26 protein-coding genes and 1 pseudogene are annotated in these 25,563 nt (G+C 38.4%); 17 read left to right on the top strand and 10 right to left on the bottom strand.

What is annotated here, in order from left to right; all coding sequences use genetic code 11:
• Window positions 1-156 precede the first annotated feature (156 nt).
• Window positions 157-363 carry a hypothetical protein gene (locus tag A9C19_RS17715; RefSeq protein WP_072581159.1) on the top strand — a complete coding sequence of 69 codons (207 nt, stop codon included), beginning with the start codon at window positions 157-159 and terminating at the stop codon, window positions 361-363.
• A gap of 304 nt (window positions 364-667) precedes the next feature.
• Here the strand turns inward: A9C19_RS17715 and A9C19_RS17710 are convergent, their stop codons facing one another.
• A complete protein-coding gene (locus A9C19_RS17710) occupies window positions 668-799 on the bottom strand; it encodes a YflJ family protein (protein WP_072581158.1) in 132 nt (43 codons plus the stop codon).
• A gap of 692 nt (window positions 800-1,491) precedes the next feature.
• Here A9C19_RS17710 and A9C19_RS17705 point away from each other — a divergent pair.
• Window positions 1,492-2,979: a methyl-accepting chemotaxis protein gene (locus A9C19_RS17705; protein ID WP_072581157.1), complete on the top strand. Its 1,488-nt coding sequence runs from the start codon at window positions 1,492-1,494 to the stop codon at window positions 2,977-2,979.
• A gap of 335 nt (window positions 2,980-3,314) precedes the next feature.
• Here A9C19_RS17705 and A9C19_RS17700 read toward each other — a convergent pair whose 3' ends face one another.
• Window positions 3,315-4,592, bottom strand: a complete 1,278-nt coding sequence (locus A9C19_RS17700; protein WP_072581156.1) for an MDR family MFS transporter — start codon at window positions 4,590-4,592, stop codon at window positions 3,315-3,317.
• A gap of 470 nt (window positions 4,593-5,062) precedes the next feature.
• Here A9C19_RS17700 and A9C19_RS17695 point away from each other — a divergent pair, with 470 nt between their 5' ends.
• From A9C19_RS17695 to A9C19_RS17670, 6 genes and pseudogenes are all read left to right on the top strand, one after another.
• The gene (locus tag A9C19_RS17695) at window positions 5,063-6,454 is read left to right on the top strand and encodes an alanine/glycine:cation symporter family protein (RefSeq protein ID WP_072581155.1); all 1,392 of its coding nucleotides are present in this window, start codon (window positions 5,063-5,065) and stop codon (window positions 6,452-6,454) included.
• 93 nt (window positions 6,455-6,547) lie between these two features.
• Window positions 6,548-7,957 carry a PTS system trehalose-specific EIIBC component gene (treP, locus tag A9C19_RS17690; protein WP_072581154.1) on the top strand — a complete coding sequence of 470 codons (1,410 nt, stop codon included), beginning with the start codon at window positions 6,548-6,550 and terminating at the stop codon, window positions 7,955-7,957.
• A gap of 12 nt (window positions 7,958-7,969) precedes the next feature.
• A pseudogene (treC, locus tag A9C19_RS17685) lies at window positions 7,970-9,657 on the top strand (alpha,alpha-phosphotrehalase).
• A 19-nt stretch (window positions 9,658-9,676) separates the two neighbouring features.
• Window positions 9,677-10,387, top strand: a complete 711-nt coding sequence (locus A9C19_RS17680) for a hypothetical protein (RefSeq protein WP_072581153.1) — start codon at window positions 9,677-9,679, stop codon at window positions 10,385-10,387.
• 512 nt (window positions 10,388-10,899) lie between these two features.
• Entirely contained in the window at window positions 10,900-11,829 is a 930-nt protein-coding gene (locus A9C19_RS17675) for an alpha/beta hydrolase (protein WP_083584429.1), read from the top strand.
• A gap of 146 nt (window positions 11,830-11,975) precedes the next feature.
• Window positions 11,976-12,491 (top strand): type 1 glutamine amidotransferase domain-containing protein, encoded by a 516-nt coding sequence (locus A9C19_RS17670; protein ID WP_072581152.1) that lies wholly within the window; start codon window positions 11,976-11,978, stop codon window positions 12,489-12,491.
• 78 nt (window positions 12,492-12,569) lie between these two features.
• Here the strand turns inward: A9C19_RS17670 and A9C19_RS21890 are convergent, their stop codons facing one another.
• Entirely contained in the window at window positions 12,570-12,728 is a 159-nt protein-coding gene (locus A9C19_RS21890; protein WP_158515112.1) for a hypothetical protein, read from the bottom strand.
• 56 nt (window positions 12,729-12,784) lie between these two features.
• Complete coding sequence (locus tag A9C19_RS17665) at window positions 12,785-13,012, bottom strand: DUF1128 domain-containing protein (protein ID WP_072581151.1); 228 nt, start codon at window positions 13,010-13,012, stop codon at window positions 12,785-12,787.
• Window positions 13,013-13,451: 439 nt separating this feature from the next.
• Here A9C19_RS17665 and A9C19_RS17660 point away from each other — a divergent pair, with 439 nt between their 5' ends.
• Genes A9C19_RS17660 through A9C19_RS17650 form a run of 3 tightly spaced genes read left to right on the top strand, consistent with a single transcriptional unit; the run spans window position 13,452 to window position 15,115 of the window.
• Window positions 13,452-13,937 (top strand): low molecular weight protein-tyrosine-phosphatase, encoded by a 486-nt coding sequence (locus tag A9C19_RS17660; RefSeq protein ID WP_072581150.1) that lies wholly within the window; start codon window positions 13,452-13,454, stop codon window positions 13,935-13,937.
• A gap of 4 nt (window positions 13,938-13,941) precedes the next feature.
• Window positions 13,942-14,265 (top strand): YtxH domain-containing protein, encoded by a 324-nt coding sequence (locus A9C19_RS17655; protein WP_072581149.1) that lies wholly within the window; start codon window positions 13,942-13,944, stop codon window positions 14,263-14,265.
• A gap of 22 nt (window positions 14,266-14,287) precedes the next feature.
• Complete coding sequence (locus tag A9C19_RS17650; protein ID WP_072581148.1) at window positions 14,288-15,115, top strand: YihY/virulence factor BrkB family protein; 828 nt, start codon at window positions 14,288-14,290, stop codon at window positions 15,113-15,115.
• A 262-nt stretch (window positions 15,116-15,377) separates the two neighbouring features.
• Here A9C19_RS17650 and A9C19_RS17645 read toward each other — a convergent pair whose 3' ends face one another.
• Window positions 15,378-15,527, bottom strand: a complete 150-nt coding sequence (locus tag A9C19_RS17645) for a BH0509 family protein (protein ID WP_199445796.1) — start codon at window positions 15,525-15,527, stop codon at window positions 15,378-15,380.
• A 163-nt stretch (window positions 15,528-15,690) separates the two neighbouring features.
• Here A9C19_RS17645 and A9C19_RS17640 point away from each other — a divergent pair, with 163 nt between their 5' ends.
• Window positions 15,691-16,431 carry a glycoside hydrolase family 25 protein gene (locus tag A9C19_RS17640; RefSeq protein WP_072581940.1) on the top strand — a complete coding sequence of 247 codons (741 nt, stop codon included), beginning with the start codon at window positions 15,691-15,693 and terminating at the stop codon, window positions 16,429-16,431.
• 184 nt (window positions 16,432-16,615) lie between these two features.
• Here the strand turns inward: A9C19_RS17640 and A9C19_RS17635 are convergent, their stop codons facing one another.
• Together A9C19_RS17635 and A9C19_RS17630 are read right to left on the bottom strand one after the other, a co-directional pair.
• On the bottom strand, window positions 16,616-16,924 hold the full coding sequence (locus A9C19_RS17635; protein ID WP_072581147.1) for a hypothetical protein: 309 nt from the start codon (window positions 16,922-16,924) through the stop codon (window positions 16,616-16,618).
• 633 nt (window positions 16,925-17,557) lie between these two features.
• Window positions 17,558-18,757, bottom strand: a complete 1,200-nt coding sequence (locus A9C19_RS17630; RefSeq protein WP_199445795.1) for an MFS transporter — start codon at window positions 18,755-18,757, stop codon at window positions 17,558-17,560.
• A 253-nt stretch (window positions 18,758-19,010) separates the two neighbouring features.
• Here A9C19_RS17630 and A9C19_RS17625 point away from each other — a divergent pair, with 253 nt between their 5' ends.
• The gene (locus tag A9C19_RS17625) at window positions 19,011-19,394 is read left to right on the top strand and encodes an OsmC family protein (protein ID WP_072581146.1); all 384 of its coding nucleotides are present in this window, start codon (window positions 19,011-19,013) and stop codon (window positions 19,392-19,394) included.
• Window positions 19,395-19,483: 89 nt separating this feature from the next.
• Here the strand turns inward: A9C19_RS17625 and A9C19_RS17620 are convergent, their stop codons facing one another.
• The gene (locus A9C19_RS17620) at window positions 19,484-19,900 is read right to left on the bottom strand and encodes a pyridoxamine 5'-phosphate oxidase family protein (RefSeq protein ID WP_072581145.1); all 417 of its coding nucleotides are present in this window, start codon (window positions 19,898-19,900) and stop codon (window positions 19,484-19,486) included.
• Window positions 19,901-20,108: 208 nt separating this feature from the next.
• On the opposite strand from A9C19_RS17620, the gene cax reads away from it, so the two are divergent.
• From cax to A9C19_RS17605, 3 genes are all read left to right on the top strand, one after another.
• Entirely contained in the window at window positions 20,109-21,164 is a 1,056-nt protein-coding gene (gene cax, locus A9C19_RS17615; protein ID WP_072581144.1) for a calcium/proton exchanger, read from the top strand.
• Window positions 21,165-21,382: 218 nt separating this feature from the next.
• Window positions 21,383-21,988, top strand: coding sequence for a YczE/YyaS/YitT family protein (locus tag A9C19_RS17610; protein ID WP_072581143.1), 606 nt, complete (start codon window positions 21,383-21,385; stop codon window positions 21,986-21,988).
• 62 nt (window positions 21,989-22,050) lie between these two features.
• The gene (locus tag A9C19_RS17605; protein ID WP_072581142.1) at window positions 22,051-22,845 is read left to right on the top strand and encodes a YfkD famly protein; all 795 of its coding nucleotides are present in this window, start codon (window positions 22,051-22,053) and stop codon (window positions 22,843-22,845) included.
• A gap of 277 nt (window positions 22,846-23,122) precedes the next feature.
• Here A9C19_RS17605 and A9C19_RS17600 read toward each other — a convergent pair whose 3' ends face one another.
• Window positions 23,123-23,977, bottom strand: coding sequence for a mechanosensitive ion channel family protein (locus A9C19_RS17600; RefSeq protein ID WP_072581141.1), 855 nt, complete (start codon window positions 23,975-23,977; stop codon window positions 23,123-23,125).
• Between the two features lie 9 nt (window positions 23,978-23,986).
• Complete coding sequence (yfkAB, locus tag A9C19_RS17595; RefSeq protein ID WP_072581140.1) at window positions 23,987-25,108, bottom strand: radical SAM/CxCxxxxC motif protein YfkAB; 1,122 nt, start codon at window positions 25,106-25,108, stop codon at window positions 23,987-23,989.
• A 171-nt stretch (window positions 25,109-25,279) separates the two neighbouring features.
• Between yfkAB and A9C19_RS17590 the strand changes: the two genes are divergently transcribed.
• The gene (locus tag A9C19_RS17590; RefSeq protein ID WP_072581139.1) at window positions 25,280-25,486 is read left to right on the top strand and encodes an SE1561 family protein; all 207 of its coding nucleotides are present in this window, start codon (window positions 25,280-25,282) and stop codon (window positions 25,484-25,486) included.
• Window positions 25,487-25,563 lie beyond the last annotated feature (77 nt).

Raw genomic sequence — 25,563 nt, 5'->3', positions numbered from 1 at the left:
ACATATGTGACGGCACATTTTTTCCACGAAAAAAGTAAATCGAAAATATGGAAGCCGGGTATGAAGTGATCATGTAGTGGAAGATTTATGAGGCTGATCATTGTGATTAAGTAAGAAATAACGAAAATAACGAGTAAAGGTAGGAGGCTGTTAGACATGAATTTTTTAAGCTGGTTTGACTGGATTACACCAACTAGCCAAATCGCTTCTTTATTCTTTGGAGCTCTCTTCACCCTCATTCTCGTAGTCACAGTCTGGTTAGATACGAGGAAAGTAAGGACAGTTTTGGTCACATTTGTAACAGGTATTGCAGTATCTATCATCGGTGTATTGATCTTATCTGCTTTTGGCTATTACACATAACAATCATAAAGAGGCTTGGACAAAGTGTATTTAGTTAATGAGAAACCCGAACGATCAGGTGATTTTTCAATGAAAATCTCCCATATCGTTCGGGTTTTATTCTTTATCACTACATGTATTGTTTATGCATACGATTGGTAATCGCTAGTGTAATGGAGCGAAAAGACACTTGACTCCGGCGGGGGTGAGAGGAAAAAACGTACTGATTCTTCCACCACACCATATTAATAAGGATCAACGTGTCAAACGATAATCGCTCGTCTTTTAAAAAATGATTGAGTTTTGACCCAAGCTATTCTTACATTTACTTACTATGTTTTTCAAGTAAGTTTGCTAGAAAGTGTTTTTTGTAGCTTTCGAGTTTTCTCTCTTCATGACGGCGAACACCTAATTTCTTTAATTCGCTGACATACCAGCCTTTGCTTCCGTAATGCATTGAAATCACCCTTTCAAAAAAAATATAAATGAATCTATGAAACACCGCCTAAAAAGACGGGACAAAAAGAGCCGCTACCCTAGAAGAATAGTGGCTTTTATCCGTTTTGTGGTGCCATTTTAACATTATTAAAAACATGTGTGAAGGGGTGAATTTTCCTTGGATTTTCTAAAATCCCGTCATGATGGGATTTTAATGGTAAAAAATTTTTTCTAGTTCTTTTCTTAAGCTTTGTTGTGATGTAATCGGTAGTTTTCGGATTTACACGAAAGATCTCGTTAAGTAAAGAGTAATTCCGCGCCGAAATTGAGCAATTCTAGTAGAGTCGGACAAATTCCGCCTCAAAGGTAAGATATGCCATAGAACTTATTCTAAAAGTATCCGCTTTTCCATATAGAAAGAACCTAAATCCTACGACGATCTCCATCCCCCTATTAATCTTGAGCGGTACCTCATACTTATCCTACATCTTTAGTTGTAAATGACGACCATCCTTTTAAATCGGGAACATCTGAGTTTTTTCTCCTAGAATAATAGACGTACTTTGACGAAAGAGAGACACCATTCGATTTACCTAGGCCATCTATCCTTAAATATTTTCACTCTTCGACAAATTCTGATAAAAGTCTATGTGTAGAATGTGATATATTTCTTTTAATATAGGCTTACTAAGTATAAAGGGGGATATACGGATGAATGCCATTGGTCAACTTGTGACAGGGGATATAAAGAGGAAAAATACGTTGATGTTTATAACCTTTTCGATCGCCACACTATTAGCGATGTCGAAAACATTTTTTGTAGGAGATATAGACAAAGGGATTTTTTATAGTATTGAATTATTAGCGTTTACACTAACGTTTTTTATTTTCCAAAAGCTACTCAAAAGGCCGATTCTTTTTCCATATGTAGGGATTGTACTGATTTATTTGTTTATTATTAGTTCTTTATTTATTTTCGCGCCTAATGCTGAAATCATTTTAATTACGATTTTTTTAACGTTAATCTCTTCTATTCATATGAAGCGAGATGTTTTTATCGTTGGCTATACACTTGGCTTTATTACGATGGTCCTTTCTTTTCTATTTAAGGAAGAAAAGGATGTTGCTCTTAACACAATTTATGCTTCTTCGATGATCATTTATCTTTTAATGGCCATTACATTAGGTGTGGTTATTTTTCTGAACTCTAAGCAATTTAAGCAATTGCAATTATTTGTTAAAGAGGCTGAAGAGGAGACAAAATTGAAAAATCAGCAAAAGCAGCATCTTGAGGAAAATGTTAGTGGTATTATTGAAGCGATTACAAAGGTAAATCAACAGGTTCAAAGTGGCTTAGATGTACAAAAAGATATGCAAAGTGCCATTCAAGAAATGGCCTCTGGTAGTCAAGCGCAGTCTGGACAAATTAGTGATATTTCGGTTAATGCAAAAGAGTCGATGGAATCAATGACGCAGCTCCATATTGTATCGGCAGATTTGAAGACAGAGGCAGAGGTAGCAAGCGAGACAATTGGAGAAAGTGAAAGCTTCGCAACTGAGTTACATCATGATATGAATGAGCTCAAGGAGATGATTAGCCAAGTAGATGAAGCGTTCAATCTACTGACAATAACGGTAACGGAGATGAATACCTTAACAAATTCTATAAAGGATATTACGGATCAAACAGGATTACTCGCATTGAATGCATCTATTGAAGCAGCGAGAGCAGGGGAATCTGGCAAGGGCTTCTCCGTGGTTGCAACAGAAATTCGAAAGCTTGCAGATGTAACAAGAGCAACGACGGAAAAAATCAACACAAATCTTCAAACATTAAATAATAGTAATGAAAAAGCAGTTGCTAAGCTTACTGAAAGTCACGCATATATTAATAAAGGTGTGACTTCGACGGGAAAAGTATCAGCATCCATCCATTCTGTTAAGATGACACTCGATCATTTATCAGGTGAGTTTGATAGGTTTACGAAGCTTAGTGAAACGGTGAAAAAACAATCTGAAAATGTGGAAATGTCGACAAATGAACTAGCGTCAATTATCGAGCAATCCTCTGCAGGGCTTGAAGAAATGAGTGCTACTGTTGAAAATCTAACAGAAGAGCACCATAGAATCGCCGACTGGATGAAGGATACAGCGAAAAAGGCAGCGAATATAAAAGAAACCAATTTGCATAGGAAGTAAAGTGAAATAGAGGCTTTCATAAAAAAATCATGGGTTAAAACTCAATCATTTATTTAAAAGACGAACAATTATCGTTAGACACGTGGTTACTTATTAATATGGTGTGGTGGAAGAACAAGTACGTTCCATTCCGCTGCATCCACTTGCTTTTTGCGGTGGAAAAATGAATTGCTTTTTCCTAGGGAGGAAGCCACATGTAGTGAGAAAGAATAAAACCCGAACGATATGGGAGATTTCCATTGAAATATCACCTGATCGTTCGGGTTTCTCATTAACTATAAACGCTTATGTCCCAGCCTCATTTACCTAATATGTTGGTAAGTGTCACAACTACCTTACCTTACATTTACTTGCTTCACCGCTTGTTGCTCTGCTTTTTGAAACATAAGATAGTAGAGGAATGCGCTAAACATCGCCAATCCACCAATGATGATAAATGTTGTCGTATAGCCAAACCAAAGGGACATTGGAATAGCGATAGGTGCAATTGTTCGTCCAATTGTATACTTAAGACTTGCAGCAGCAAAATACTGTCCACGCATGTGCTCAGGTGCAAGCTTTGAAACAAACGTTTGTTGAATTCCTGCTGTCATCAGCTCGGCGAATGTAAATAAGCCCATCGCCAAGATGTAAATCCATAGTGAGTTAGATAATCCAAAGGTTATAATAGCAACACTATAAATAAGGGAAGAGATCATAAACACATTTCGCTCATAGAAGGTTGCCATCCACTTCGTTACAACAATTGTAAACAAAGCAACGAGTAACCCATTCTCAGATAAGATCATTCCAAATGCTTGCTCACCATTAACGGTTAATGACCAGTCTCCTATACGAAGAAGCTCCTGCTGTTGAATCATGTCTGTAATGTAAACAGGAATAATCATATCTAATTGCATGAACGTCATCGCAACAAGAATTCCCGCGACAATATATAATAAGAAGGTAGCATCTTTAAAAATCACTTGATAATCTTTAACCTGCTTAATGATCGGATGATACCATTTCATTGTAGCTAGCTCATTTTCTACTTTATATGTTGGTGCTGTTTCTCTTGTTTGTTTTGCTAAGAGAAGGGACAGGAACATACATATAATTCCGGCAACGACTAGTACCTCAAACGGATAGCGAACGTAAAAAATGGCACCTAAAATAGGGCCGATGACAACCGCTATATTAATGGAGGTATAAAAAACAGCAAACACACTACTTCGGTCTTTTTCATCAACCACATCTGCGACCATTGCCTGTGATGCAGGCCAATAAAATGATCCAAATACTCCTGCGAATGCAAAACAAATAAAGCTTAAAACAGGTAGCTGAAACCATGGGGAATTAGATAAGGCAAAAACGAGAAATGATAAGCCTTGACCAAAGGAACCAACGACCATCATCGTTTTACGGCCGAAGCGATCGGCAAAATATCCACCCATTAAATTCGCTAGCACTGAAAAAACTTGTGAAATAATGAGGAAAAGCCCTGCCTTTCCTTTCCCGAACACATCCGCGAAGTAGATTGTTAGAAAAGGGAAGAACATCCAAAAGGTAATGTTCATTAAGGCTTCACCAAACAATCGAATCTTTAGGTTATAATCCCAGTCTCTTATCTTCATAGCTGCATCCCTCAATTCAAGTAATCTACCGTACTCATCATACTCTTTCGGGTCTCGAAATACAATAGAGTCTTATCACTTTTTACCAACTCTTACTATTTTAGTAGGAGAGCAAGTAGTTAGGGAGAAGGATATGTAACCATAAATTCAGAACAGCAATAGGGGAAAGTTGGGAATAAACTCAAACACTTATGTCCTAGCCTCATTACATACACTACATGCGATAATCAACCATTTTATTAAAAGAGTTCGAAAATAAAGGTTTTTCTATCAACTATCCAAACAATTTGTTATTGATATTTTATTTGCAATCCTTAAGTAACAATCATCAAGCTCTCATACCTTTTCTACAAACCTTCCTTTAGGTCGTAAAGAACCTTACCTTGTTGTCAAAATCCTACAAAAAAATGGGTTTAAAAGTCGAGAATTAGGGAAATCGCTTAACAACGAAAAGTAAAGGAGTTAAGGTGATGAATCAAATTCTCGAAATTGTAAGAGACGTTTCAAGCTGGTTATGGGGGATCCCACTCATCTCGATACTAGCTGTGACAGGAATTTATTTAACGGTTCGGCTAGGATTTTTCCAATTTCGGTATCCAGTTTATATGTTTAAGCAAACCTTTGGTAGTGTGTTTAAGAAGCCAAAAGGGGAAGGAACCGTTACACCTCTTCAAGCGTTAACCTCTGCATTATCCTCAACCGTTGGTGCTGCAAATATTGTGGGTGTTCCAGCTGCCATTATGTTCGGTGGACCTGGTGCTATTTTTTGGATGTGGGTTATTGCCATCATAGGTATGTCAATCAAATTCTCAGAAAGTGTATTAGCAGTTCAGTATCGTGAAAAAAATGAAGAGGGCGAATATGTCGGAGGTCCCATGTATTACATGACAAAGGGGCTGAAGATGAAATGGCTAGGTGTATGGTTTGCGTTTGCTCTAATGATTGAATTAATTCCTAGTATTATGGTTCAAGGAAATGCCGTTTCTTCTGCCGTAAATGAGTCATTTCAAGTATCTCCGCTTATCACTGGAATCATTATTGCTGCTGTTGTTGCACTCATCATATTTGGAGGGATTAAGCGTATAGGAAAAGTGACAGAAATCCTTGTCCCTGTCATGGCATTTTTCTATGTCGGTGCCGCCTTATTAATCTTGATTTTACATGTTGACCAAGTACCATATGTGTTCAATCTTATTTTTTCGAATGCTTTTGAATCAATGGCACCTCTAGGTGGATTTGCAGGAGCAGCCATTGGAGAAATTATTAGATGGGGCTTTGCACGAGGGTTGTATTCAAATGAAGCAGGATTAGGGACAGCACCTATTGCCCATGCTGCAGCGCAGACAGATCATCCAGTTCGTCAAGGCTTTTGGGCGGTAATGGGAATTGTCGTCGATACGTTGATTATATGTACAGCGACTGCATTTGTCGTTTTATCATCAGATGTTTGGACAAGTGAAGGAGCCCTTGATGATCCAGCTTCTTTAACAACTGCTGCCTTTCAATACTATTTCGGTACGGTTGGAGGCTACTTAGTCAGTATCTCACTAATTTTCTTCGTGCTATCAACAGTTGTTGTCATAATTTTTTATGGTGTGAAACAAGCAGAATTTTTATTTGGAAACAAAACAAGTCAAATGATGAAGGTTGTTTATTTAGCGGCAATTATCATTGGTGCAATAGGTGGAGCGAAGGTGATTTGGCAGTTCCTTGATTTAGCCCTAGCAGCCATTTTACTTCCAAACGTAATTGCTGTCCTCCTCTTAAGTAATGAAGTGAAAAAATTGAAGGATGAGTTTTTTACATCTGAACACTATTATTTAAAAGATATTAAGCAGAAGCAGGCAAAAAAAGCTTCGTAAGCACGTTTCGACTAAACTTCCACTGATATGGCATAGATTCTCAGTTCAAAACAAATAGTAGGAATAGAATCTAAAAAATAGGAGGTCATTGAAGTGAGCTCATTAGAACAGTCAACAAAGGAGATTGTAGAAGCTGTTGGTGGAAAAGAAAATATTGCGGCTGCAACCCATTGTGTCACAAGACTTCGATTTGCCCTTAAGGATGAGTCTCTTGTTGATGAAGAAAAACTCAACAATCTAGACTTAGTAAAAGGATCTTTTTCGACCAATGGTCAGTTTCAAGTCGTAATCGGACAAGGTACAGTGGACAAGGTGTATAAAGAAATGGTGAGCCAAACTGGGATCGGAGAAGCGTCGAAGGAAGATGTAAAGAAGGCTTCTGAAGAAAATTTGAATCCCATCCAGCGTGCTATTAAAACATTAGCCGATATTTTCATCCCGATCCTACCAGCCATTGTGACCGCCGGGTTATTAATGGGGATTAACAATATTTTAACAGGCCCCGGAATCTTTTTTGACGAGACCTCTGTTGTTGACGAGTTTCCTCAGTGGGCTGATTTGGCAAGCATCATTAACTTAATTGCCAATACTTCCTTTGTTTTCTTACCTGGATTAATTGGCTGGTCAGCAGTCAATCGTTTCGGTGGAAGTCCACTGCTTGGGATTGTTCTAGGATTAATGCTTGTCCATCCAGATCTCCTTAATGCGTGGGGATATGGAAGTGCAGCAGCAGAAGGAGAAATTCCGACCTGGGACTTATTTGGACTTGCTGTGCAAAAGATCGGATACCAAGGACAAGTTCTTCCAATTCTGGTCGCTTCCTATGTTTTAGCTAAAATTGAAATCTTTTTACGAAAACGAGTACCTGATGGCATTCAGCTTCTAGTGGTTGCACCTGTTGCGTTACTAGTTACAGGCTTTGCATCCTTTATCCTGATTGGACCGGTGACCTTCTTTATTGGAAACCTTCTAACGGATGGAGTCATTTCTATCTTTGACAACTTTGCTGCCATTGGTGGTCTTCTCTATGGTGGTCTTTACGCCCTCCTCGTTGTGACGGGGATGCATCATACATTTTTAGCAGTTGACCTTCAGCTTGCAAATGAAGGTGGAACCTTTCTCTGGCCGATGCTCGCCCTATCAAATATAGCACAGGGATCTGCAGCACTTGCAATGATGTTTGTTTTAAAAGACGAGAAACAAAAAGGCCTTTCTCTAACTTCAGCTGTGTCTGCTTATTTGGGTATTACGGAACCGGCGATGTTCGGTGTGAATTTACGTTTTAGGTATCCGTTTATTGCAGCGATTGTAAGCTCAGCCATTGCTGGTTTATTTATTAGTATAAACGGTGTAAAAGCCTACACAATTGGTGTGGGAGGACTACCTGGATTTTTGTCCATTCAATCAGAGTATTGGGGATCGTTTTTTATCGGAATGGCGATTGTTCTTGTTGTTCCATTTGTCCTCACGTTTATTTTAGCGAAAGTGAAAAAAGAGAAATAAGGGGTGGAATGAGTGGAACAGCCTTGGTGGAAAAAATCCGTCGTGTATCAGATTTACCCGAAAAGCTTCAACGATACGACTGGTAATGGAGTCGGAGACTTACAAGGTATTATTGAAAAGCTAGATTACTTAAAAAAGCTAGGGATTGATGTCATTTGGTTAACCCCTCCTTATAAGTCGCCCCAAAAGGATAATGGCTACGATATTAGTGATTATTATGACATTCATCAGGAATATGGTGACATGGAGACGTTTGAAGCATTGGTTGCAGAAGCTCATTCTCGCAATATCAAGCTTATTATGGATATTGTCGTTAACCATACGTCTACTGAGCATGCTTGGTTTAAAGAGGCAAAAAAATCATCTGAAAATCCATATCGTACCTATTATATTTGGAAGGACCCAAAGCCAGATGGATCGGAGCCGACAAATTGGCTATCAAAATTTGGTGGTCCAGCCTGGCAATTTGATGAAAAATCAGGTCAATACTACCTCCATTTATTTGATGTAACGCAAGCAGATTTAAATTGGGAAAATGCTGAACTAAGGGAAAAGCTCTATGAAATGATGCATTTTTGGTTTGAAAAAGGTGTAGATGGCTTTCGATTAGATGTCATTAACCTTATCTCAAAAAACCAGCAATTCCCTAACGATGATGGCTCCATACCTCCTGGTGACGGACGGAAATTTTACACAGATGGTCCACGAATTCATGAATTTTTACAGGAGATGAACCGTGAAGTTTTCTCAAAATACGATAGTATGACAGTCGGAGAAATGTCATCCACCTCAATTGATGCCTGTATACGCTATACAAATCCGGCAAGTAAGGAATTAAATATGACCTTTAACTTTCATCATCTAAAGGTAGATTATCCAAATGGAGAAAAGTGGGCTATTGCCGATTTTGACTTTCTCGCATTAAAAAGGATTTTATCAACCTGGCAGGTGGAAATGAACAAAGGTGGAGGCTGGAATGCTTTATTTTGGTGTAATCACGACCAGCCCCGAATTGTCTCAAGGTATGGAAATGACGGAAAATACCACAACGAATCAGCGAAAATGCTTGCAACCACCATTCATATGATGCAAGGGACTCCTTATATTTTTCAAGGAGAAGAGTTTGGAATGACCAATCCAGGCTTTACTAAAATTGACGATTACCGGGATGTCGAGTCCTTAAATATGTACAAAGAGCTAAAAGCAAGTGTAAAGAGGAGTCGGAGATAATAGCTATCTTACAAGAAAAATCTCGTGATAATTCCAGGACTCCTGTTCAATGGGATGGTAGTCAGCATGCAGGATTTACTACAGGTACCCCTTGGATACCTGTGGCGGAAAATTATCGAGTAATAAATGCTGCACAGGCATTAGAGGATGAAAACTCTGTTTTTTATCATTATCAAAAGCTTATTGACCTACGTAAAAGGGTGGAGCTTGTCACATACGGAGATTATCAGCTTCTTTTGGAGGAAGATCCCACGATTTTTGCCTATCTGCGAAATGGTCATCAAGAAAAGCTACTTGTTGTGAATAATTTTTATGATAAAGAAGCACTCTTTACATTACCTGGGGAGCTTAAAGGTGATGAATGGAAGGCAACGATCTTGCTTTCAAATTATCCTGACTCAGTACAAACGATTCAGTCGATCGCATTAAGACCCTATGAATCAATTGTGTTCATGCTGACACAAAAATAAAGGATGGAGGATGGTCATTATGAAAACAAGCTTTTTTGCCACCGTTTTTCTAGCTGCATTTTTAGTCTCAGGCTGTCAAGGCGACGCAGCGGAAAATGAGCCAGCCGAAACTAATCAAGAAACGACAGACGAACCAACTGAAACAGAAATGAATTCAGAGACGGAAGCAAACCGTGTAGAAGAAGAGCAAGAAGCATCTGAAAAACTAGACGAAGAAAATGCTCAAACGGATGAGCAAGCAGTGAAAGAAAAAGCAGAAACTATTTTAACTGCTTTAAAAGAACAGGATGGAGAAGAACTAGCAAGCCATGTTCATAATGAGAAAGGTCTGTTGTTCTCACCATATGTGTATGTTGAAACAGACGCCATTACGTTAAAGCAGGACCAATTAAGAACACTCTTTGAAGCTGAAGAAACATACACATGGGGCTACCAGCATGGAAGTGGAAAACCCATTGAGCTAACGGCCCGAGAGTATATCGAGAAGTATGGGTACGATGCTGCCTATGAATCGGCAGACGAAGTGGTTATGAATCCAACAGAACCAAGAGGAAATACTAAACGAAACGTCAAAGAAATCTTCCCTGATGCAGAAGTCGTTGAATATTATGTAAAAGGAACAGAGGAAAACGGCAACATGGATTGGAAAGCCCTCAACCTCGTCTTCGAAAAAAACGAAGCCGGCGAATGGGAACTAGTCGCGCTCGTCCATGATCAATGGACAATCTAGAAATGTAGGAATGGTGCCTTAGGAATGGTGCCTGGCCCCCACCGCTTTAAAGCGGTGGGGGCCAGGCACCTTTTTTTGTCTGATTATAGACGTTGATGTGCTTTTTAATGGGTTTCATTCATTTATAAGAAGCCTACTTCTTCAATCAGGTAGGGGGAAGCTTACCAATGCTTTTATACGTTAACGTAGTGGGGGACAGGCACCAGCACCAGGCACCAGCACCATCTTAAAAATACGAAAAAAAATGGGTTTGCGAATCACATCCTTCAGGCTTTATTAATAGGCTATTAGTAAATGGCTGCAGCATGCTTATAGATTAGATTGTTGCTTCGCTTCACGAAAAATCCTGATTATCCCCTGGGTACAAGTTTCTCACTCTTTTATTAGGAGTAGGGGAGAGTAGCCCTTTCTTGCTAAGGGTGTCGATGGTAGCTCCATTTTTATAATCGTTTAGCAGCAACTAACTGTAAGACAAATGCTTGATTAAACAAGCCTAGAAGGGGTGAAAAGTAGTGGTAAAATGGCTCCTTGTCGCTTTTAGCTTGATTTTTTTCGTAAGCGCTATGGTCCTGTACATTGTAAGCCGGCTTCTCCTTTCACCAAGGAAGTTCACCTACGAAAAAACGTATAATTTAGGTATAGAAAAGGGCGAAATTAATGAGATCCTTTTTCGCGATAAACATAAAGAAGAGCTGTATATTGATTCCTACCATGGCTATAGACTTCATGGGATTTTGTTTCCGATTGAAAATAGTCAAAAAGTGGTTATCATTGCTCATGGCATTAGATGGTCACTATTCGGCAGCTTCAAATACGTAGAAATGTTTCAAAAAAGAGGCTTTCATGTCCTTTTATGTGATCACCGTTTTCATGGGCTCAGTGGTGGAGAATACACTTCATTCGGTTATTATGAAAAGGATGATCTAAGAGCGTGGATTGATTTTTTAAGTGCGCGATTTGGTGAAAAAACAATCGTTGGCTTGTTGGGTGAATCACTAGGAGCAGCCTCTGCATTAGAGGTTAGCAAGCGTGATCCAAGAGTAACATTTTGCATTGCAGACTGTGCATTTAGTGATTTTCGCACGCTATTGAAACTAAGGTTAAGGCTCGATTTTAAGCTGCGAATAGTTCCTATTATCGATGTGGTTAGTTTGTTTATTAAGCTTCGTCATGGCTTTAGTTTTCCAGAGATTTCCCCAATCAAAGGTTTAGAAACAACAACCACACCCATTCTATTTATTCATGGAAAAGAAGATCGATTTATCCCAATTCAGATGACACTTGAAATGTTTAAGCGAAAAAAAGGATTGAAAAGACTATACGTAGTCCCAAAAGCTGGTCATGCGGAAGCGTTTAATACGGATCCAGCAGGCTATGAAAATAAAGTAGTGGAGTTTATAAAAGACCTAGAAATCACGAAGCAAAAAGCTCGGGAATGCTAAGACCCGAGCTTCTTGCATAATCGAATATTGCTGATGGCACCAAGTCTTTCAATATGGTCAATTCATGAAGCACTCCCTAATGTTTAACTCGGACAAGCCTGGGTAAATAATAAGTGTAATAAAAAAATATGGAGGTTATGAACAGCATGTCAAAAAAAATTGCCGTATTGTTAACAGATTCATTTGAGGATGTCGAATATACAGCACCAGCGAAAGATTTTAAAGAGGCTGGTCATAGCTTAACCGTCATTGAAGAAGTAAAAGGAAAAACCGTTTCAGGTAAACAAGGAGAAGCGAGAGTGGAAATTGATGCTGGAATAGATGATGTGAAACCTGATCAATTTGATGCATTGTTTATCCCTGGTGGTTTCTCACCAGATATCTTAAGAGCTGATCCACGTTATGTACAATTTGCGAAAAGCTTTATGGACGACAAGAAGCCAGTATTTGCTATTTGTCATGGACCGCAGCTTTTAATCACAGCAGAAGCGCTAGAAGAGCGAGATGTAACAGGATTTAAATCAATTCATGTAGATTTGAAAAATGCAGGAGCAACACTGCATGACAAAGAAGTGGTTGTATGTGGGAACCAACTTGTAACAAGCAGAAATCCAGATGATATCCCGGCCTTTACCCGTGAATCGCTCAAGCTACTTAACTAAACGTTTGTTTTACATGTGATAGATAAGGATGACTTCAAGTGATTTGGCTACGAAGTCATCCTTTTTTCGTGTATTTTCCTATTTCTCATCAGAGTCAGAGTCATCTTGATTTGGAAGGGGGTCAATTCGATACGAATCTTCGGAGTGTATGGATTCTTTAAGAGCAAAAAGGACGAGTGCAATTGAAACGGCGAGGAATCCAAATAAACTGAGTGTCGCTAACCACCAATTTAACATAAAAAAACCTCCTCTTTTTGTACATCATATGATGAGAAAGAGAAGGTAAGACTAGATTATTGTTGCTTGCGAAGATTTCCAAGCTCTTCTGCAATCGCCTGCATTTCATTTGGGCTAAACGTATTTTTTTTCATGACAAGCTCGTAAATATCGCGAAGCTCTTCATACATTTCCTCATCAAAATGAGATGGCTTAATTGCTCCGAAGTTAAGAACTCGTAACTTTTCTTTAATTTGTTCAATCATATACTCTACATTTTCAACTGATTTTTCCGCTAGGTTCATACATTTCATCCTTTCCTCTTTCGACTATGAATATGGATATTGTATCATGAATTATAGCAGGACATTCAAAAACTTAAGGACAAACAGGCTATTCGACTCATTTCATAAGCTTGTTCCTTTTAATTCTGGCAGAAGAATGTGTGTGCAACGAAGCTTGGGAGTATTTTACAACTCATTCTCTACGAAAGGTTGTTTTCGGGAAACTATTTTGACTTAAGTCATTTGAAAAAAACGCGCTTTACATCTTTTCTTCTTAGAATAATACCTTATTTATCATTAATACCCCGTCACTAATGCATTTCTAGTTGTTTAGCAATAATTTTTCAAAAAAAGAGCCCTTTTAAAAAGTGAAACGCCTAATGAGCATCTTGACTGACTTCTTTAAGCTTGTTAGAAATAAAGAAAAAAGGGTAATTCATAAAAAGGAGGATATCAACGGATGATACGTATTTTATTTGTGTGCTTAGGTAACATTTGTCGCTCTCCAATGGCAGAGGCAGTGATGAGACATCTTATTAATCAGGAAGGCTTGCAAGATGATATAGTAGTGGATTCTGCTGGTACTGGCCATTGGCATATAGGGAAACCGCCACATGAGGGCACTAGGTCAATCTTAGATCAGTATCAAATTTCATATGAAGGTCAAAAAGCACGACAACTGGAACCATCGGATTTGTCAGCATTTGATTATATCATTGGAATGGATCATGAAAATGTAGGGAATAGTAAAAAATTAGCAGGCGATTTGCCTACAGGTACCATTCGTCGACTTCTGGATTACATAGAAGATTCTCCCGTAAAAGATGTTCCTGATCCTTACTACACTGGTCAATTTGACGAGGTATATGACATGGTGTTGAAGGCTTGTGAAAACATGTTAAAAGAAATCAAACATAGGCATAACTTGAAAGGAAAGGGGGAATAGGAAAATGAACAAGGAAAATAAATTCATGCGCGGTATTGTAATTGGTGCACTTATCGGAGCGGCCGCTTCATTATTGGACAAACAAACGAGAGACGATGTTATGCAATGTGGTAAAAAAGCAACGAGCAAGGTGAAGGAGTATGCAAAAAATCCTTCAGACTTAACAAATGATGTGAAACAAACGTTCACTCACATGACCGATTCCGTAAAGGAGTTATCAGATGATATCACGTTTGTGAATGAACGAGTGAAAGAGCTGAAAGAAGCAACACCGCAAATTGTAACAATGCTACAAGAAACGAAGGAGCATTTTACGAAGAACAACTAAAATCTTAAGGAAGTATGAGGTGATGATCGTGCTGAAGGAAGGTTCATTCTTGAAAGAATTAGTACAACGCTTTACAGATGATGAAGTCCCAGGATTGTCAGCTCAGCTTTCCTATTTTTTTCTCCTATCTTTATTTCCATTTCTCATCTTCTTGATTACACTTTTAGGATATTTACCGATTTCTCAAGAAGATGTGTTACGTACAATCGAAGAGTTTGCACCAGGACAATCAATGGACATTATTAATGAGACACTAGCGCAAATTTTAAACAATCGAAATGGTGGATTACTATCCTTCGGGATTATCGCAACACTTTGGTCTGCTTCAAATGGAATCAATGCAATTGTCCGTGCGTTTAATAAAGCGTATGACGTGGAGGAGAGTAGATCCTTTATTGTGGCAAGGGGAATGGCGATTATTCTAACAATCGCGATGGTATTTGTCATTGTTGTTGCATTATTATTACCCGTGTTCGGTAGAGAAATTGGTCTTTTTATATTCTCCAATTTTGGTTTTTCTGAGCAATTCTTAACGATCTGGAATACATTGCGCTGGCTCGTAAGTGGAGCAATATTGTTTATTGTTTTTACAGCCCTTTATTTTGTAGCACCGAACAAACGACTACATATAAAGGACGGACTACCCGGTGCGATAGCAGCCACAATAGGTTGGATCGTTGCTTCTTTGGCTTTTTCCTATTATGTCGGGAACTTTGCGAACTACAGTGCAACCTACGGAAGTATCGGTGGAATTATTGTCCTAATGATTTGGCTGTATCTTTCTGGGATGATTATTATCTTAGGTGGAGAGCTAAATGCCTTGTTATATAAAAGAAGGAAAGCAGCCTAGCCCTGTTACCAAATGTTGAGCCTTATAACAAGCACCCTCAAGAGGAATAGTAATACATGAAGAGTTCATTCTTCACATTACAGAGGAAAGAGGGGATTTTAAGATGGCAAAGCATACAAAAAAAGGTGGCAGTCATAACAAGCAAAATGCTAATCAAAAACCAAAACATAAAACAAGTGGTAGCGCAAACGGACAAAATGGCTATCATTAAGTGATAAAAGGCTGACTAGTGGACGTTCCCTAGTCAGCCTTTTTCATTGTTTCATTCTGCATGTTCAATGTAATGATTATAAATTGTGCTGTAAATATGCTCAATATCCGCATCTGTCATATAAAGAAAAGAGCTTTTATCAATATCCTTCATTCTTTCAATAAATTCAATCATATTCCTGCGTTCTTGTCTGTTCATCATCGTTTCCATCTCCCTTTTGTTTGTTATGATACAGTTTATTTTTGTTAATTCTATTATATAACAGATAAAATAAAATGTTCAATCATTTTTAAAAGTTTTTTCAGAAAATTTGTTGGGATAAGCTATAATGATTAGTAAAAAAAGGAAGTTTGGTGTGAGGAAGATGAAGAAGACAATACAAAAGCGAGTCGGATTTTCCATTGTATTTCTCATGATGGTCTTATTAATTGTAGGTTTCTTATGGTATCAAGGGTTCATCATTCCTAATTCTTTTGCAGCTAAGTCATATCCTGTGAAAGGCATTGATGTTTCGTCTTATCAAGGCGAAATCGAATGGCAAGAGTTTGAAAGCCAAAACATTCAATTTGCTTTTATTAAAGCGACTGAAGGTAGCACATTTGTCGATCAATATTTTAAGAAAAATTGGGAAGATGCAGCAAATACGTCACTTCGGATTGGTGCCTATCATTTTTTTAGCTATGATAGCGAGGGGAAAACACAAGCCGAGAATTTTATAAAAACAGTGCCGATTATGAAGCAAGCCTTACCACCAGTCATTGATGTTGAGTTCTATGGTGATAAAGAAAAAAATCCTCCAGAACGTAGTCACGTAGAGAAGGAGCTTCAAATAATGGTCAATATCCTTGAGGAGCATTACGGAAAGAGGGTCATTCTTTACACAACAAAAAAGGCATATGACTTGTATATAGAAAATAGCTTTGAGGAATGCGATATTTGGATAAGAGATGTCTACACAAAACCTGCATTATCAGATAATAGACCTTGGACATTTTGGCAGTACACCGACCGCGAACGTTTAGAGGGTTACAACGGTGTTGAAAAATTTATCGATGTAAATGTTTTTAATGGTACGGAAGAAGCTTTTAATGAATACGGGTATTGATAATGAATAAATGAATTTTAATGGGAGGTTCTTTGGACTCGCTTTGCTTTATGTTACAGTACGTTACGTTGATTGAGTGAATGACACTGCACATGTGAGTGCCGTCGAGGATCAACTAGACAGCCTGCAGGAAGCAAGATGCCTGTCACGAAAATCAACAATCACGTTAGGCTTTAAAAGGGGCTTAGAAAAAAAACTGCTGTATAAACCCTAAGACAAAAAAGAGAAGATACATTCCGATAAAAAGCTGGGATATCACAAGACCTACTTTTGAAAATTTATGGGTTTTGAATCTTATACCAATACTAATAGCAATCATGAAGAGTAATAGGCCAATAACATAATAAGGAACAGGTATATGGTATAGATCTACTAGGATCTCCCCTACTTTTTTTCCTTTAATAGTAAAATGCATATAAATGATAGTTATGATGCTAAGGACTAATGATAAACTTCCTGCTCCTACTTGTTTACCAGATGGAGTTTCTTGCATGTTTTCACCCTCCTTTAGATATGTTTTTCAAATGCGGCCTTTTAAGAACATTTCCCCTTCTTAAAGAAAGGCTCTGCTCTTTTCTTAGGACTTGTTGCTGTTTTTTATGTATGTAAAAAGAATAATGTCGTCATTCACATCTAACAGAGCGACTCTCTTTACAGACAGAGAACCTAATATAATAGTATGCATGATCGCACCATTATCCCTCCTTGAAAAAAACATCCATAATATGTAATTCTTTGTTATTTCATTTATTCCTGCAGCTTGAAAAAAATTACTCGTTTGAAGAAAAATTAAAGTGTTTATAAAAAGCTCTTTTCTTAACTTTGTTGCTAGTTAGTAGTTATTTTAAAGATAGGCTACATGCCCTTACAGTCAGAAGAAGAACCTTGTACCTAGTGGGAAAATCCGACACTTTGGATGCAACAATCGATGCGTAAATAGCCTTATAAAATGCACCCCTGCTTACGAAATAGCTCATTTCATTTTAAAAAACGCAGCAACTAATTAGTTACTACGTCTACAAAATTTCCGAGATAATCGTTTAAAACTCGATGGAAGAAAGGGATCGGATCTAAATCATTCCGACCCTTTACCTGGGTACCGAGTGGTTGTTAGCGTGCTGTTTTTTTACTGAAGGCTTGCTGTATCTTTTTTGAATTCAGTAAAGGTCTGTGGTTTATAAAAGAAAAGCGTGAGGAACAAGAATAATAGCATGATGCTAATGATAAGAAAGTAGCTTACATTTTGGATATATTCGATAAAAAGCCCGCCTAAATATGGACCAGCTAAGCTTCCGACACTAAATGCTACACCACATAATAAATTCCCGGTTGGGAGTAGGTTCCGTGGCATAAGATCGGTCATGTAGCTAATACCAAGTGAAAAAGTAGAGCCCACTAGCATGCCTGCAAAAAACAAACTAATTGTTAAACCGATTACTGTATGCTCAAGGAAGCTTGCGATCGTAAAGCTTAAAAAGCCAAGAAACAGAATGGTCAAGAGCACATTTCTTCTACCGAGCTTATCACTAAGGATTCCTAATGGTAGCTGGAAAACAATCCCTCCAATAGCAAAAGCAAAGAGGAGGATAGAAATTGTTGTCACAGTTAGGTTGATACGAAGCCCGTAGACCGGAAAGCTGCCATTTAATGATGCTTCTAAAAATCCATAGCCTAATGGGGGAAGGAATGCGACCCAGCCATATGCCCATGCCCGACGAAATCGTTTAAACGTTTCTCGTATAGAATTTACTTCAAGTGTTTGTTCTGGATAGTCGTTTTTGAGTAGGAACAAAAAGAGCCAACCAATAAAACAAAGAACAGAAGAAAGAATAAAAGGTAGGGATTCATTTATTTTGACTAATGGTGTGAGTAATGGACCAACGGCAAAACCAATTCCGAAAAACAATCCATAGAGAGAAATGTTCCGTCCACGCTTATTCTCAGGTGAAAAGCTTGTAATCCAAGTTTGGGCTCCGAAATGAAGGGCATGATCACCAATTCCAATGAAAAGTCGAAGAATGAACCAAAACCAAAAGGATTTCCAAAGGGGAAATAGTCCTAGAGAAAGGGCGACAAGTAAACCGCCAATAATAATGACCGGTTTGTAGCCGAACTTCCTTAAGGGCTGCTCCATAAAAGGTGAGATTAGTAAAATGCCTATATACATAGCAGTAGCGTTCAGTCCATTTAGATCAGAGGACACGCCACTGTTTTCAAATATCACAGCAATAAGCGGTAAAAGCATACCTTGGCTAAAGCCTGATATACCGACAATTGAGACTAAAATCCAAAACCTTGCTTGTTGTTTCGTAATGTTTATTTTCATGTGTATCCCTCGAATTTCTTCCTAAAGGTATGGGTATGAAATCTGGTGGAGGATAGGATGAAAGGAAGGAGAGTTTGGCTATTGTAACTAAGTCCACGCTATCCTTTTTATTCTTTTATTCTTATACGATCCGCCATATACCCTGTATAACTTTAGTATGAATTGGGTGTTTTAACAAGGGGGAATTCATCAAACTTCCCTATCGTTACCTTTTTGCGTTACAATATCGTTAAAAAACAAGAGGTGTGACATCATGGAATTTAAGATGAAAAAAGATGTGGGATTTACGACAACGACAGAATATGGAGAACTTCATGTAGCAGGAGATGAAGCATACGGCTTCAGACCTTTCCAACTAATGGTGGCTTCCATTGCAGTATGCAGTGGTGGTGTACTCCGTAAGATACTAGAAAAGAAGAGAATTCAAATTGAAGATATGACGATTGACACGAAAGTTGATCGGATTGAAGAGGAAGCAAATCGAATCGAGAAAATCTATATTCATTATCGTATAAAAGGGGAAAACCTCAACGAAAACAAAATTAAGCAATCCATCGAGCTTGCCAGCAAAAACTGTCCAATGGCACAATCCGTAAAAGGTAGTATTGAAATAGAAGAAACCTTCGAGCTAGTGTAAGGGTGTTGGGGAAAGAGAAATATGTTTTAATACGTTAAAGGAGCGGGGGCCAGGCCCCCGCTCCTTTAACGTGATGAGGGACTGGCCCCTTAAAATGTGTAGGTTTCTGCTTCACTTGAGGATTTCTCAAAGTATCGGTACGCGCTTGGCGTGATTTTTAGAAGCAGGTAGTTTGGATCATCTGCACTTGGAATCCAGTTTTTGAGGTGATCGTTCCAGAATTTTTCTTTTAATTCCTTGGATTCCTCAACAGCTACAGTTCCCTCTACTTCCACATAGGGCTCGTCCCAGCTTTTACTCTCGTTTCCTAAAAGCACGTGAACATTAGGATTTGCCTCAATATCCTCAACTTTATGTGTCTCACGGTTTGTCGCCGTATATAACACAAGCTCATCATTAAAAATCATCATAAAACGTGAAAAAGGCTTGTTTTGTCTAATTGTTGCTAAAGTACCTACCTTATGATTTTCCACAACGTGTAGTAATTTTTCTTTTAAGTCGCTCATAGAGAAAACTCCTTTTCTATGGTTTAAGTGTACGCTAGATAAGCGTATGTATAGTAATACGTACCCTTATTAATGTGGGATAAAAACCTAAAATCATACGTTCCCCATAAAGAAATTAAAAAAGGATAAACTTTCCTCACTTAAATGAAAGGATTATAATACAAAATAGGGTCTACTTACTAATCCATTGGAAAATAAGGTGATACAATTGGTCAATCGTTTATTTACACTCATGGTCATGATTGGAGTGCCGCTTTCCGTAGTAGGGAGCATTCTTCATTGGTCTTCAACCCTAATGTTTATTATTTATTGCTTAACCATTATTGCATTAGCTGGGTTTATGGGGAGAGCAACTGAGAGTCTTGCAATAGTCGCAGGTCCACGAATTGGTGGTCTCCTTAATGCGACATTTGGTAACGCAGTTGAGCTGATTATTTCAATTTTTGCTTTAAAGGCAGGCTTAGTAGGAGTGGTACTTGCTTCGCTTACAGGATCTGTTATAGGGAACCTCTTACTTGTCGCAGGTCTTAGCTTTTTCATTGGAGGATTAAAGTTTAAGCGTCAGGAATTTAATGTGTACGACGCGCGCCATAACTCAGGTCTACTAATGTTCTCAGTAATTGTCGCTTTCGTTATTCCGGAAGTATTCTCAATGGAAATGAACGAAGCAAAAACATTATCACTTAGTGTGGGAATCTCTATCATCTTAATCGTGCTTTACTTGGCAGCATTATTCTTTAGACTTGTCACACATCGCGGAGTATATCAGCAGAAATCAGATGTAGTAGAAGAGCATGAAGAACCAGAATGGTCAAAAGGAAAAGCAATCACGATTTTACTATTATCAACGGCAGCTGTTGCGTACGTGTCAGAAAATCTTGTTCATACGTTTGAAGTAGTCGGAGAACAATTTGGCTGGTCAGAACTATTTATTGGGGTCATTATCGTTGCGATCGTAGGAAATGCTGCAGAGCATGCTTCAGCCATCATCATGGCCTATAAAAATAAAATGAACATCGCGGTCGAGATAGCCGTAGGCTCCACATTACAAGTTGCGATGTTTGTTGCACCAGTACTTGTTTTACTCTCATTATTTTTCGATCAGAAAATGCCGCTTGTTTTTACATTACCAGAACTAATTTCAATGGCAACAGCAGTCCTCCTTACCATCTCCATCACAAATGACGGAGACACAAACTGGTTTGAAGGTGCCACTTTGCTAGCTGCCTATGTTATTATGGGAATAGGCTTTTACTTACTATAAAGAATGAACGTACAAAAAAAACGACTCTGTGCTAGGGGCACAGAGTCTTATCTATGTGTAGGACGAAACAGTAAAACTACAGATATTGGTAACGTTTACAAAATAATGCTACCTACATCTAGAGACACTCTTTTGTATAGGTTTATTATACCCTAAACGAGAATCACTGTAAATAATCTGTTAGAATTTTCGCACAGCTAGTAAAGGGGAAATGAAGAATGAAAACAAAAATTAGCTTTTACACAATTGGACTTATCTTAATCGGGCTAGGTGTTGTATTGACGATTAAGGCAGACTTAGGGGCAGGAGCTTGGGATGCCTTAAACGTAGGACTTTCAATAACAATCGGCTTCACAGTTGGAAGCTGGGTCATTATTGTCGGTATCATACTGATCTTTGTAAATGCACTTATTCAACATGCAAAACCAAAATTTCTAGCATTAATGACGTTATTTCTAATCGGATTTAGTGTTGATTTCTGGATGATTTTTGTTCTACGAAACATTGAATTTAACACACTTGGCCCTCAGATTCTGGCGCTTGTGGGTGGAATCCTGTTGATTGCATTTGGTGTTTCCCTTTACTTACAATCTACATTTCCGGCTAATCCGATCGATCAGCTCATGCTATCCCTTCATGAACGCTTTCATATGAATTTAATGGTTGCCAAAACAATTACCGAGCTATTTGCCTTACTTTTAGCCTTTCTTCTAAGCGGACCAATTGGAGTAGGTACCATCATCATCACCTTTTTAATCGGTCCCATCATCCAATTATTCAATGGACCTGTTTCAAAACGCTTTGAAGCATTAAGCAAAAAATAATTGGATAAACAAAAACATACTTGAAAAGACTATGGATAAGCATGTTGAAAGGAGTAGAAATAATGAAAAAAGCTTTGCTCGTTTCTTTAGTTTTGCTTTTATCCGTTAGTTTTTCAAGAGCTGTTTTTGCTGAGGGCAAGGAACAAAAGCCTAAAATTCCTAGCTCAGTTATGGACATTTCAAAAGAAAATACCTATCCAAATCCAACTCAAGATATGCCATATTTACAGCCAAGTGAGCTAACGCAACAGTTAATTGACTCATCTGAAGTGCCAATTGAAAATCCAGATCTAATCAAGATTCTAAATGAATCGACGATCTCTGATGCACCACTTGCCTTTGGCTACCGAGCGACGATCTATTTGGGCCAATGGGCGCTAAATTACGAATCAACCGAAACCACAACAAATTGGGAATACCAAAAGATCAACACGAATTACCAGGACAATCGCGGTGGAAAATCGCCTGTTCAAATTCACTACAAGCAGGAAGCACAAAAGTCAATTAAAGGTGGGCTAACGGCAAAGGTTCCAAAAGCAGAGGACGTCAAAACGATGATGCTTCTTAAGGCCATGCAAAAAACAAGCCTCCCACTATCCTTTGAAACAATCATCGGAGCAGGTACGAAAAAAGATCAGGTGTACAACATTCCACCAAAAAAGCTAGGCTATCTCTATGCGTACGCACCAGCTGTGAATGAAAAAGGCAAAGTCACATATGGCGAAGTTTACCTTGTCCTAAAAGGGAACAAAAAGAGCATCGTCGTCAAAAACATCACATCTCAAGGAATTGGCGCATGGATACCACTTCAAGACCACGCATCTTTCGGATTTGTCACATCAGATCAACCAAAATAAAGAAAAAGATCAATACGCATGGGTCGTATTGATCTTTTTTACTTGCCTCTGCTTGATCACCGCTCTTTTCACGGACAGGACGGATACCCATATTTTCGAATTTGATGGGTTTATTTTCGGATATTGAACATTTATTAACGCTTTTTCCACTTTTATTTTCGAATTTGCCCTATTTATTCACTTTTCGACATAAAGCTGCAAATTTCGCTCGCACCTGTTAAGCCAAGCTGCCGTCTGGAATCGATTCTACTTGGCAACCTTCCAGAAACCTCCCCAATCAACCTCGTTCCCGCACATCCCCAGATTCCATCACAATCTTCTCTTCAGCAAGCTGGACATTCTCATCAAATAACGTCTTCGCAATAATTCGACGAGCCTGCTTCGCTGTACTCCAATAAAATTGATCATCCACAAGCCCAATTATTGTATATTCATAGCCGCGGAAGCTTGCATTTAAAGAAGTGATTCCGAATAGCTGAAATGGTTCAATGATGCAGTTTGTGTGATCTCGTTTGAGACAATCATCATACTCCAAATTGATACGCTCACATGCCTTTTCAAGAATGGTCCATACATGATCCGGATCCTCGCGATAGCTTACTACCACTCGTTCAATGACTCGCATCCGATCTATATTGTAGTTTTGAATTTGCTTAATTTCACCGTTACTCATCGTAAGAAGCTTACCGCTCCATTCGCGAATTTTGAGTGAACGTAGGCCAATTTCTTCCACTGTTCCATTAAAGGTATTGTTAATCGTAATAAAATCACCTTGATGGAGCTGTTTTTCATAAATTAAAAACAAGCCAGCTAAAATATCACGAATCAGACTTTGTGCACCAAAGCCAATGATAATTCCAGCCACTCCGGCACCAGCTAAGATTGAGCCGAAATTTTCAACAAATAAAGAAACAACATACAAGATAAAGCCGATTGTTGCTGTATACTTCGTCAGAGAACGAACCATACTCTCAATTGTTTTCTCTTTTCGCTCTTCTATAAAATGAGAATGCTCGAAAAATTTTCGAACAAGCTTGTTAATAACCGTAACGCCAATTACTAAAATGAGTGCGACGATTACCATTTTGACTAATTTAGAATCAAAATTTATGAATTCAAGAAATTCCCTCATGTTTGTCACCTATATATTCGATTTTCGATTTGTAAAATCAACATCTTGATAGTAGCTATTCTTCACAAGAATATTCGGTCCTAGACATTTTACGGCAGGGCAATGACAGCTAAGTGACTTTGCAAGAGAAGAGTCCGTCCACTTATCATACGCAGATTGAAGCGTATCTGTTTTAATATTTCCGAGTGGAGGAGCATCGCCAAAGTCAGTGACAATAATTTCCCCATCAAAAATATTCACATTTAGTCGAGAGCGACCGTCTGGGTCATTACGCACTGTTACATTTTTCGCTTCACGTAATCGTCTAATTAAAGCAAGATCCTCTTCGTCTTTACTGCATGCATAAAAAGGAAGTGTGCCAAACAGCATCCACACATTCTCATCTCGGACATCCAGCAAATGATGAATCGCTTCACGCATTTCCTTTAACGATAGAGTTTCAAGGGCGCTAGCGAAATCACTTGGGTACATAGGGTGCACCTCATGTCTTTGACAATGCATGTCCTCTACTATTTGCTTGTGGATTTTTTCTATATAAGGAAGAGTTCTCTTATTCAGCATCGTTTCCGCTGAAACAATCACACCAGCTTTAACCAGTGCACGACTGTTTTCAATCATTCGATCAAAAAGAGCAGCTCGTTGCTGATACGTTGGCTTGCGATCCATAACAGCAAATCCAACATGAACAAATTCATCCACAGTTCCCCAGTTATGAGAAATATGAAGTACATCTAAATAAGGAATGATTTTCTCATATCTCTTTAAATCAAGGGTTAAATTTGAATTAATTTGTGTACGCACCCCACGTTCATGGGCATACTTTAAAAGAGGAACAACATACTCATCAACAGATTTTAACGACAGCATCGGTTCGCCACCCGTAATACTTAGAGAACGAAGAGTAGGAACTTCATCCAAACGCTTTAATAATAAATCAATCGGAAGTGCATTCGGATCCTTTGGCTGTAACGTATAGCCAACAGCACAATGCTCACATCGCATATTGCATAAAGTTGTTGTGGTAAATTCAATATTTGTCAACGTCATTTTTCCATATTGCTCAACATCCATATATGCTTCCCATGGATCAAATGAGGTTGTAATAGGTGGTAATGGTTTTGTTGCATTCATTCGAATACTCCTTTTTTCTGTTTAAACTTCACTGCTACTGGGTAATTAACATAGCTTACATTGTATCATGACAAGACATTTTCTTCATGATAAAAGATAGGAAAGTTTATAGAAGCTTGTCAAATTGTGTCGTATCGTCTACGATAAAATCATTTGAAGGGAGAGTGTCATATGGGTAACGCCGTGCATGATAAAGACTCACAATTATCTTATTTAAAGAACCGCTTAAATATGTTTCTAGAGGTATTAGATTCAATGGATCCTGAATCGACTGATGTAGATGATATTGATCGCTTAATTCAAATGCTAGATGATTTAGAATTTAAACAAAATCAATTTAAGAAGGATTGGAAAGAAGAAGCTGAGGAGGAAGCCTGACACGTGTGTGGTCGGGTTTTTTATTTGCCTGTCTTTTTAGGAAAGACCGAGTGTCGTCTCTGTTGTTAAAAGAATTT

Source organism: Bacillus weihaiensis, from assembly GCF_001889165.1.
GTDB lineage: Bacteria > Bacillota > Bacilli > Bacillales > Bacillaceae > Metabacillus > Metabacillus weihaiensis.
The sequence above is the reverse complement of the archived record's forward strand: the minus strand, read 5'-3'. Positions and strand labels throughout refer to the sequence as shown.

Coding starts and splice junctions, on each gene's coding strand:
- A9C19_RS17670 (WP_072581152.1), top strand. CDS start 11,976: ATGTCAAAAAAAATTGCCGTATTGTTAACAGATTCATTTGAGGATGTC.
- A9C19_RS17710 (WP_072581158.1), bottom strand. CDS start 799: ATGCATTACGGAAGCAAAGGCTGGTATGTCAGCGAATTAAAGAAATTA.
- A9C19_RS17645 (WP_199445796.1), bottom strand. CDS start 15,527: ATGATGAACAGACAAGAACGCAGGAATATGATTGAATTTATTGAAAGA.
- A9C19_RS17600 (WP_072581141.1), bottom strand. CDS start 23,977: ATGAGGGAATTTCTTGAATTCATAAATTTTGATTCTAAATTAGTCAAA.
- A9C19_RS17635 (WP_072581147.1), bottom strand. CDS start 16,924: ATGCAAGAAACTCCATCTGGTAAACAAGTAGGAGCAGGAAGTTTATCA.
- A9C19_RS21890 (WP_158515112.1), bottom strand. CDS start 12,728: ATGTTAAATTGGTGGTTAGCGACACTCAGTTTATTTGGATTCCTCGCC.
- A9C19_RS17660 (WP_072581150.1), top strand. CDS start 13,452: ATGATACGTATTTTATTTGTGTGCTTAGGTAACATTTGTCGCTCTCCA.
- A9C19_RS17695 (WP_072581155.1), top strand. CDS start 5,063: ATGAATCAAATTCTCGAAATTGTAAGAGACGTTTCAAGCTGGTTATGG.
- A9C19_RS17610 (WP_072581143.1), top strand. CDS start 21,383: ATGAAAACAAAAATTAGCTTTTACACAATTGGACTTATCTTAATCGGG.
- A9C19_RS17650 (WP_072581148.1), top strand. CDS start 14,288: ATGATCGTGCTGAAGGAAGGTTCATTCTTGAAAGAATTAGTACAACGC.
- A9C19_RS17630 (WP_199445795.1), bottom strand. CDS start 18,757: ATGAAAATAAACATTACGAAACAACAAGCAAGGTTTTGGATTTTAGTC.
- A9C19_RS17715 (WP_072581159.1), top strand. CDS start 157: ATGAATTTTTTAAGCTGGTTTGACTGGATTACACCAACTAGCCAAATC.
- A9C19_RS17700 (WP_072581156.1), bottom strand. CDS start 4,592: ATGAAGATAAGAGACTGGGATTATAACCTAAAGATTCGATTGTTTGGT.
- A9C19_RS17665 (WP_072581151.1), bottom strand. CDS start 13,012: ATGAACCTAGCGGAAAAATCAGTTGAAAATGTAGAGTATATGATTGAA.
- A9C19_RS17625 (WP_072581146.1), top strand. CDS start 19,011: ATGGAATTTAAGATGAAAAAAGATGTGGGATTTACGACAACGACAGAA.
- yfkAB (WP_072581140.1), bottom strand. CDS start 25,108: ATGAATGCAACAAAACCATTACCACCTATTACAACCTCATTTGATCCA.
- A9C19_RS17640 (WP_072581940.1), top strand. CDS start 15,691: ATGAAGAAGACAATACAAAAGCGAGTCGGATTTTCCATTGTATTTCTC.
- A9C19_RS17590 (WP_072581139.1), top strand. CDS start 25,280: ATGGGTAACGCCGTGCATGATAAAGACTCACAATTATCTTATTTAAAG.
- A9C19_RS17680 (WP_072581153.1), top strand. CDS start 9,677: ATGAAAACAAGCTTTTTTGCCACCGTTTTTCTAGCTGCATTTTTAGTC.
- A9C19_RS17655 (WP_072581149.1), top strand. CDS start 13,942: ATGAACAAGGAAAATAAATTCATGCGCGGTATTGTAATTGGTGCACTT.
- A9C19_RS17620 (WP_072581145.1), bottom strand. CDS start 19,900: ATGAGCGACTTAAAAGAAAAATTACTACACGTTGTGGAAAATCATAAG.
- A9C19_RS17705 (WP_072581157.1), top strand. CDS start 1,492: ATGAATGCCATTGGTCAACTTGTGACAGGGGATATAAAGAGGAAAAAT.
- A9C19_RS17605 (WP_072581142.1), top strand. CDS start 22,051: ATGAAAAAAGCTTTGCTCGTTTCTTTAGTTTTGCTTTTATCCGTTAGT.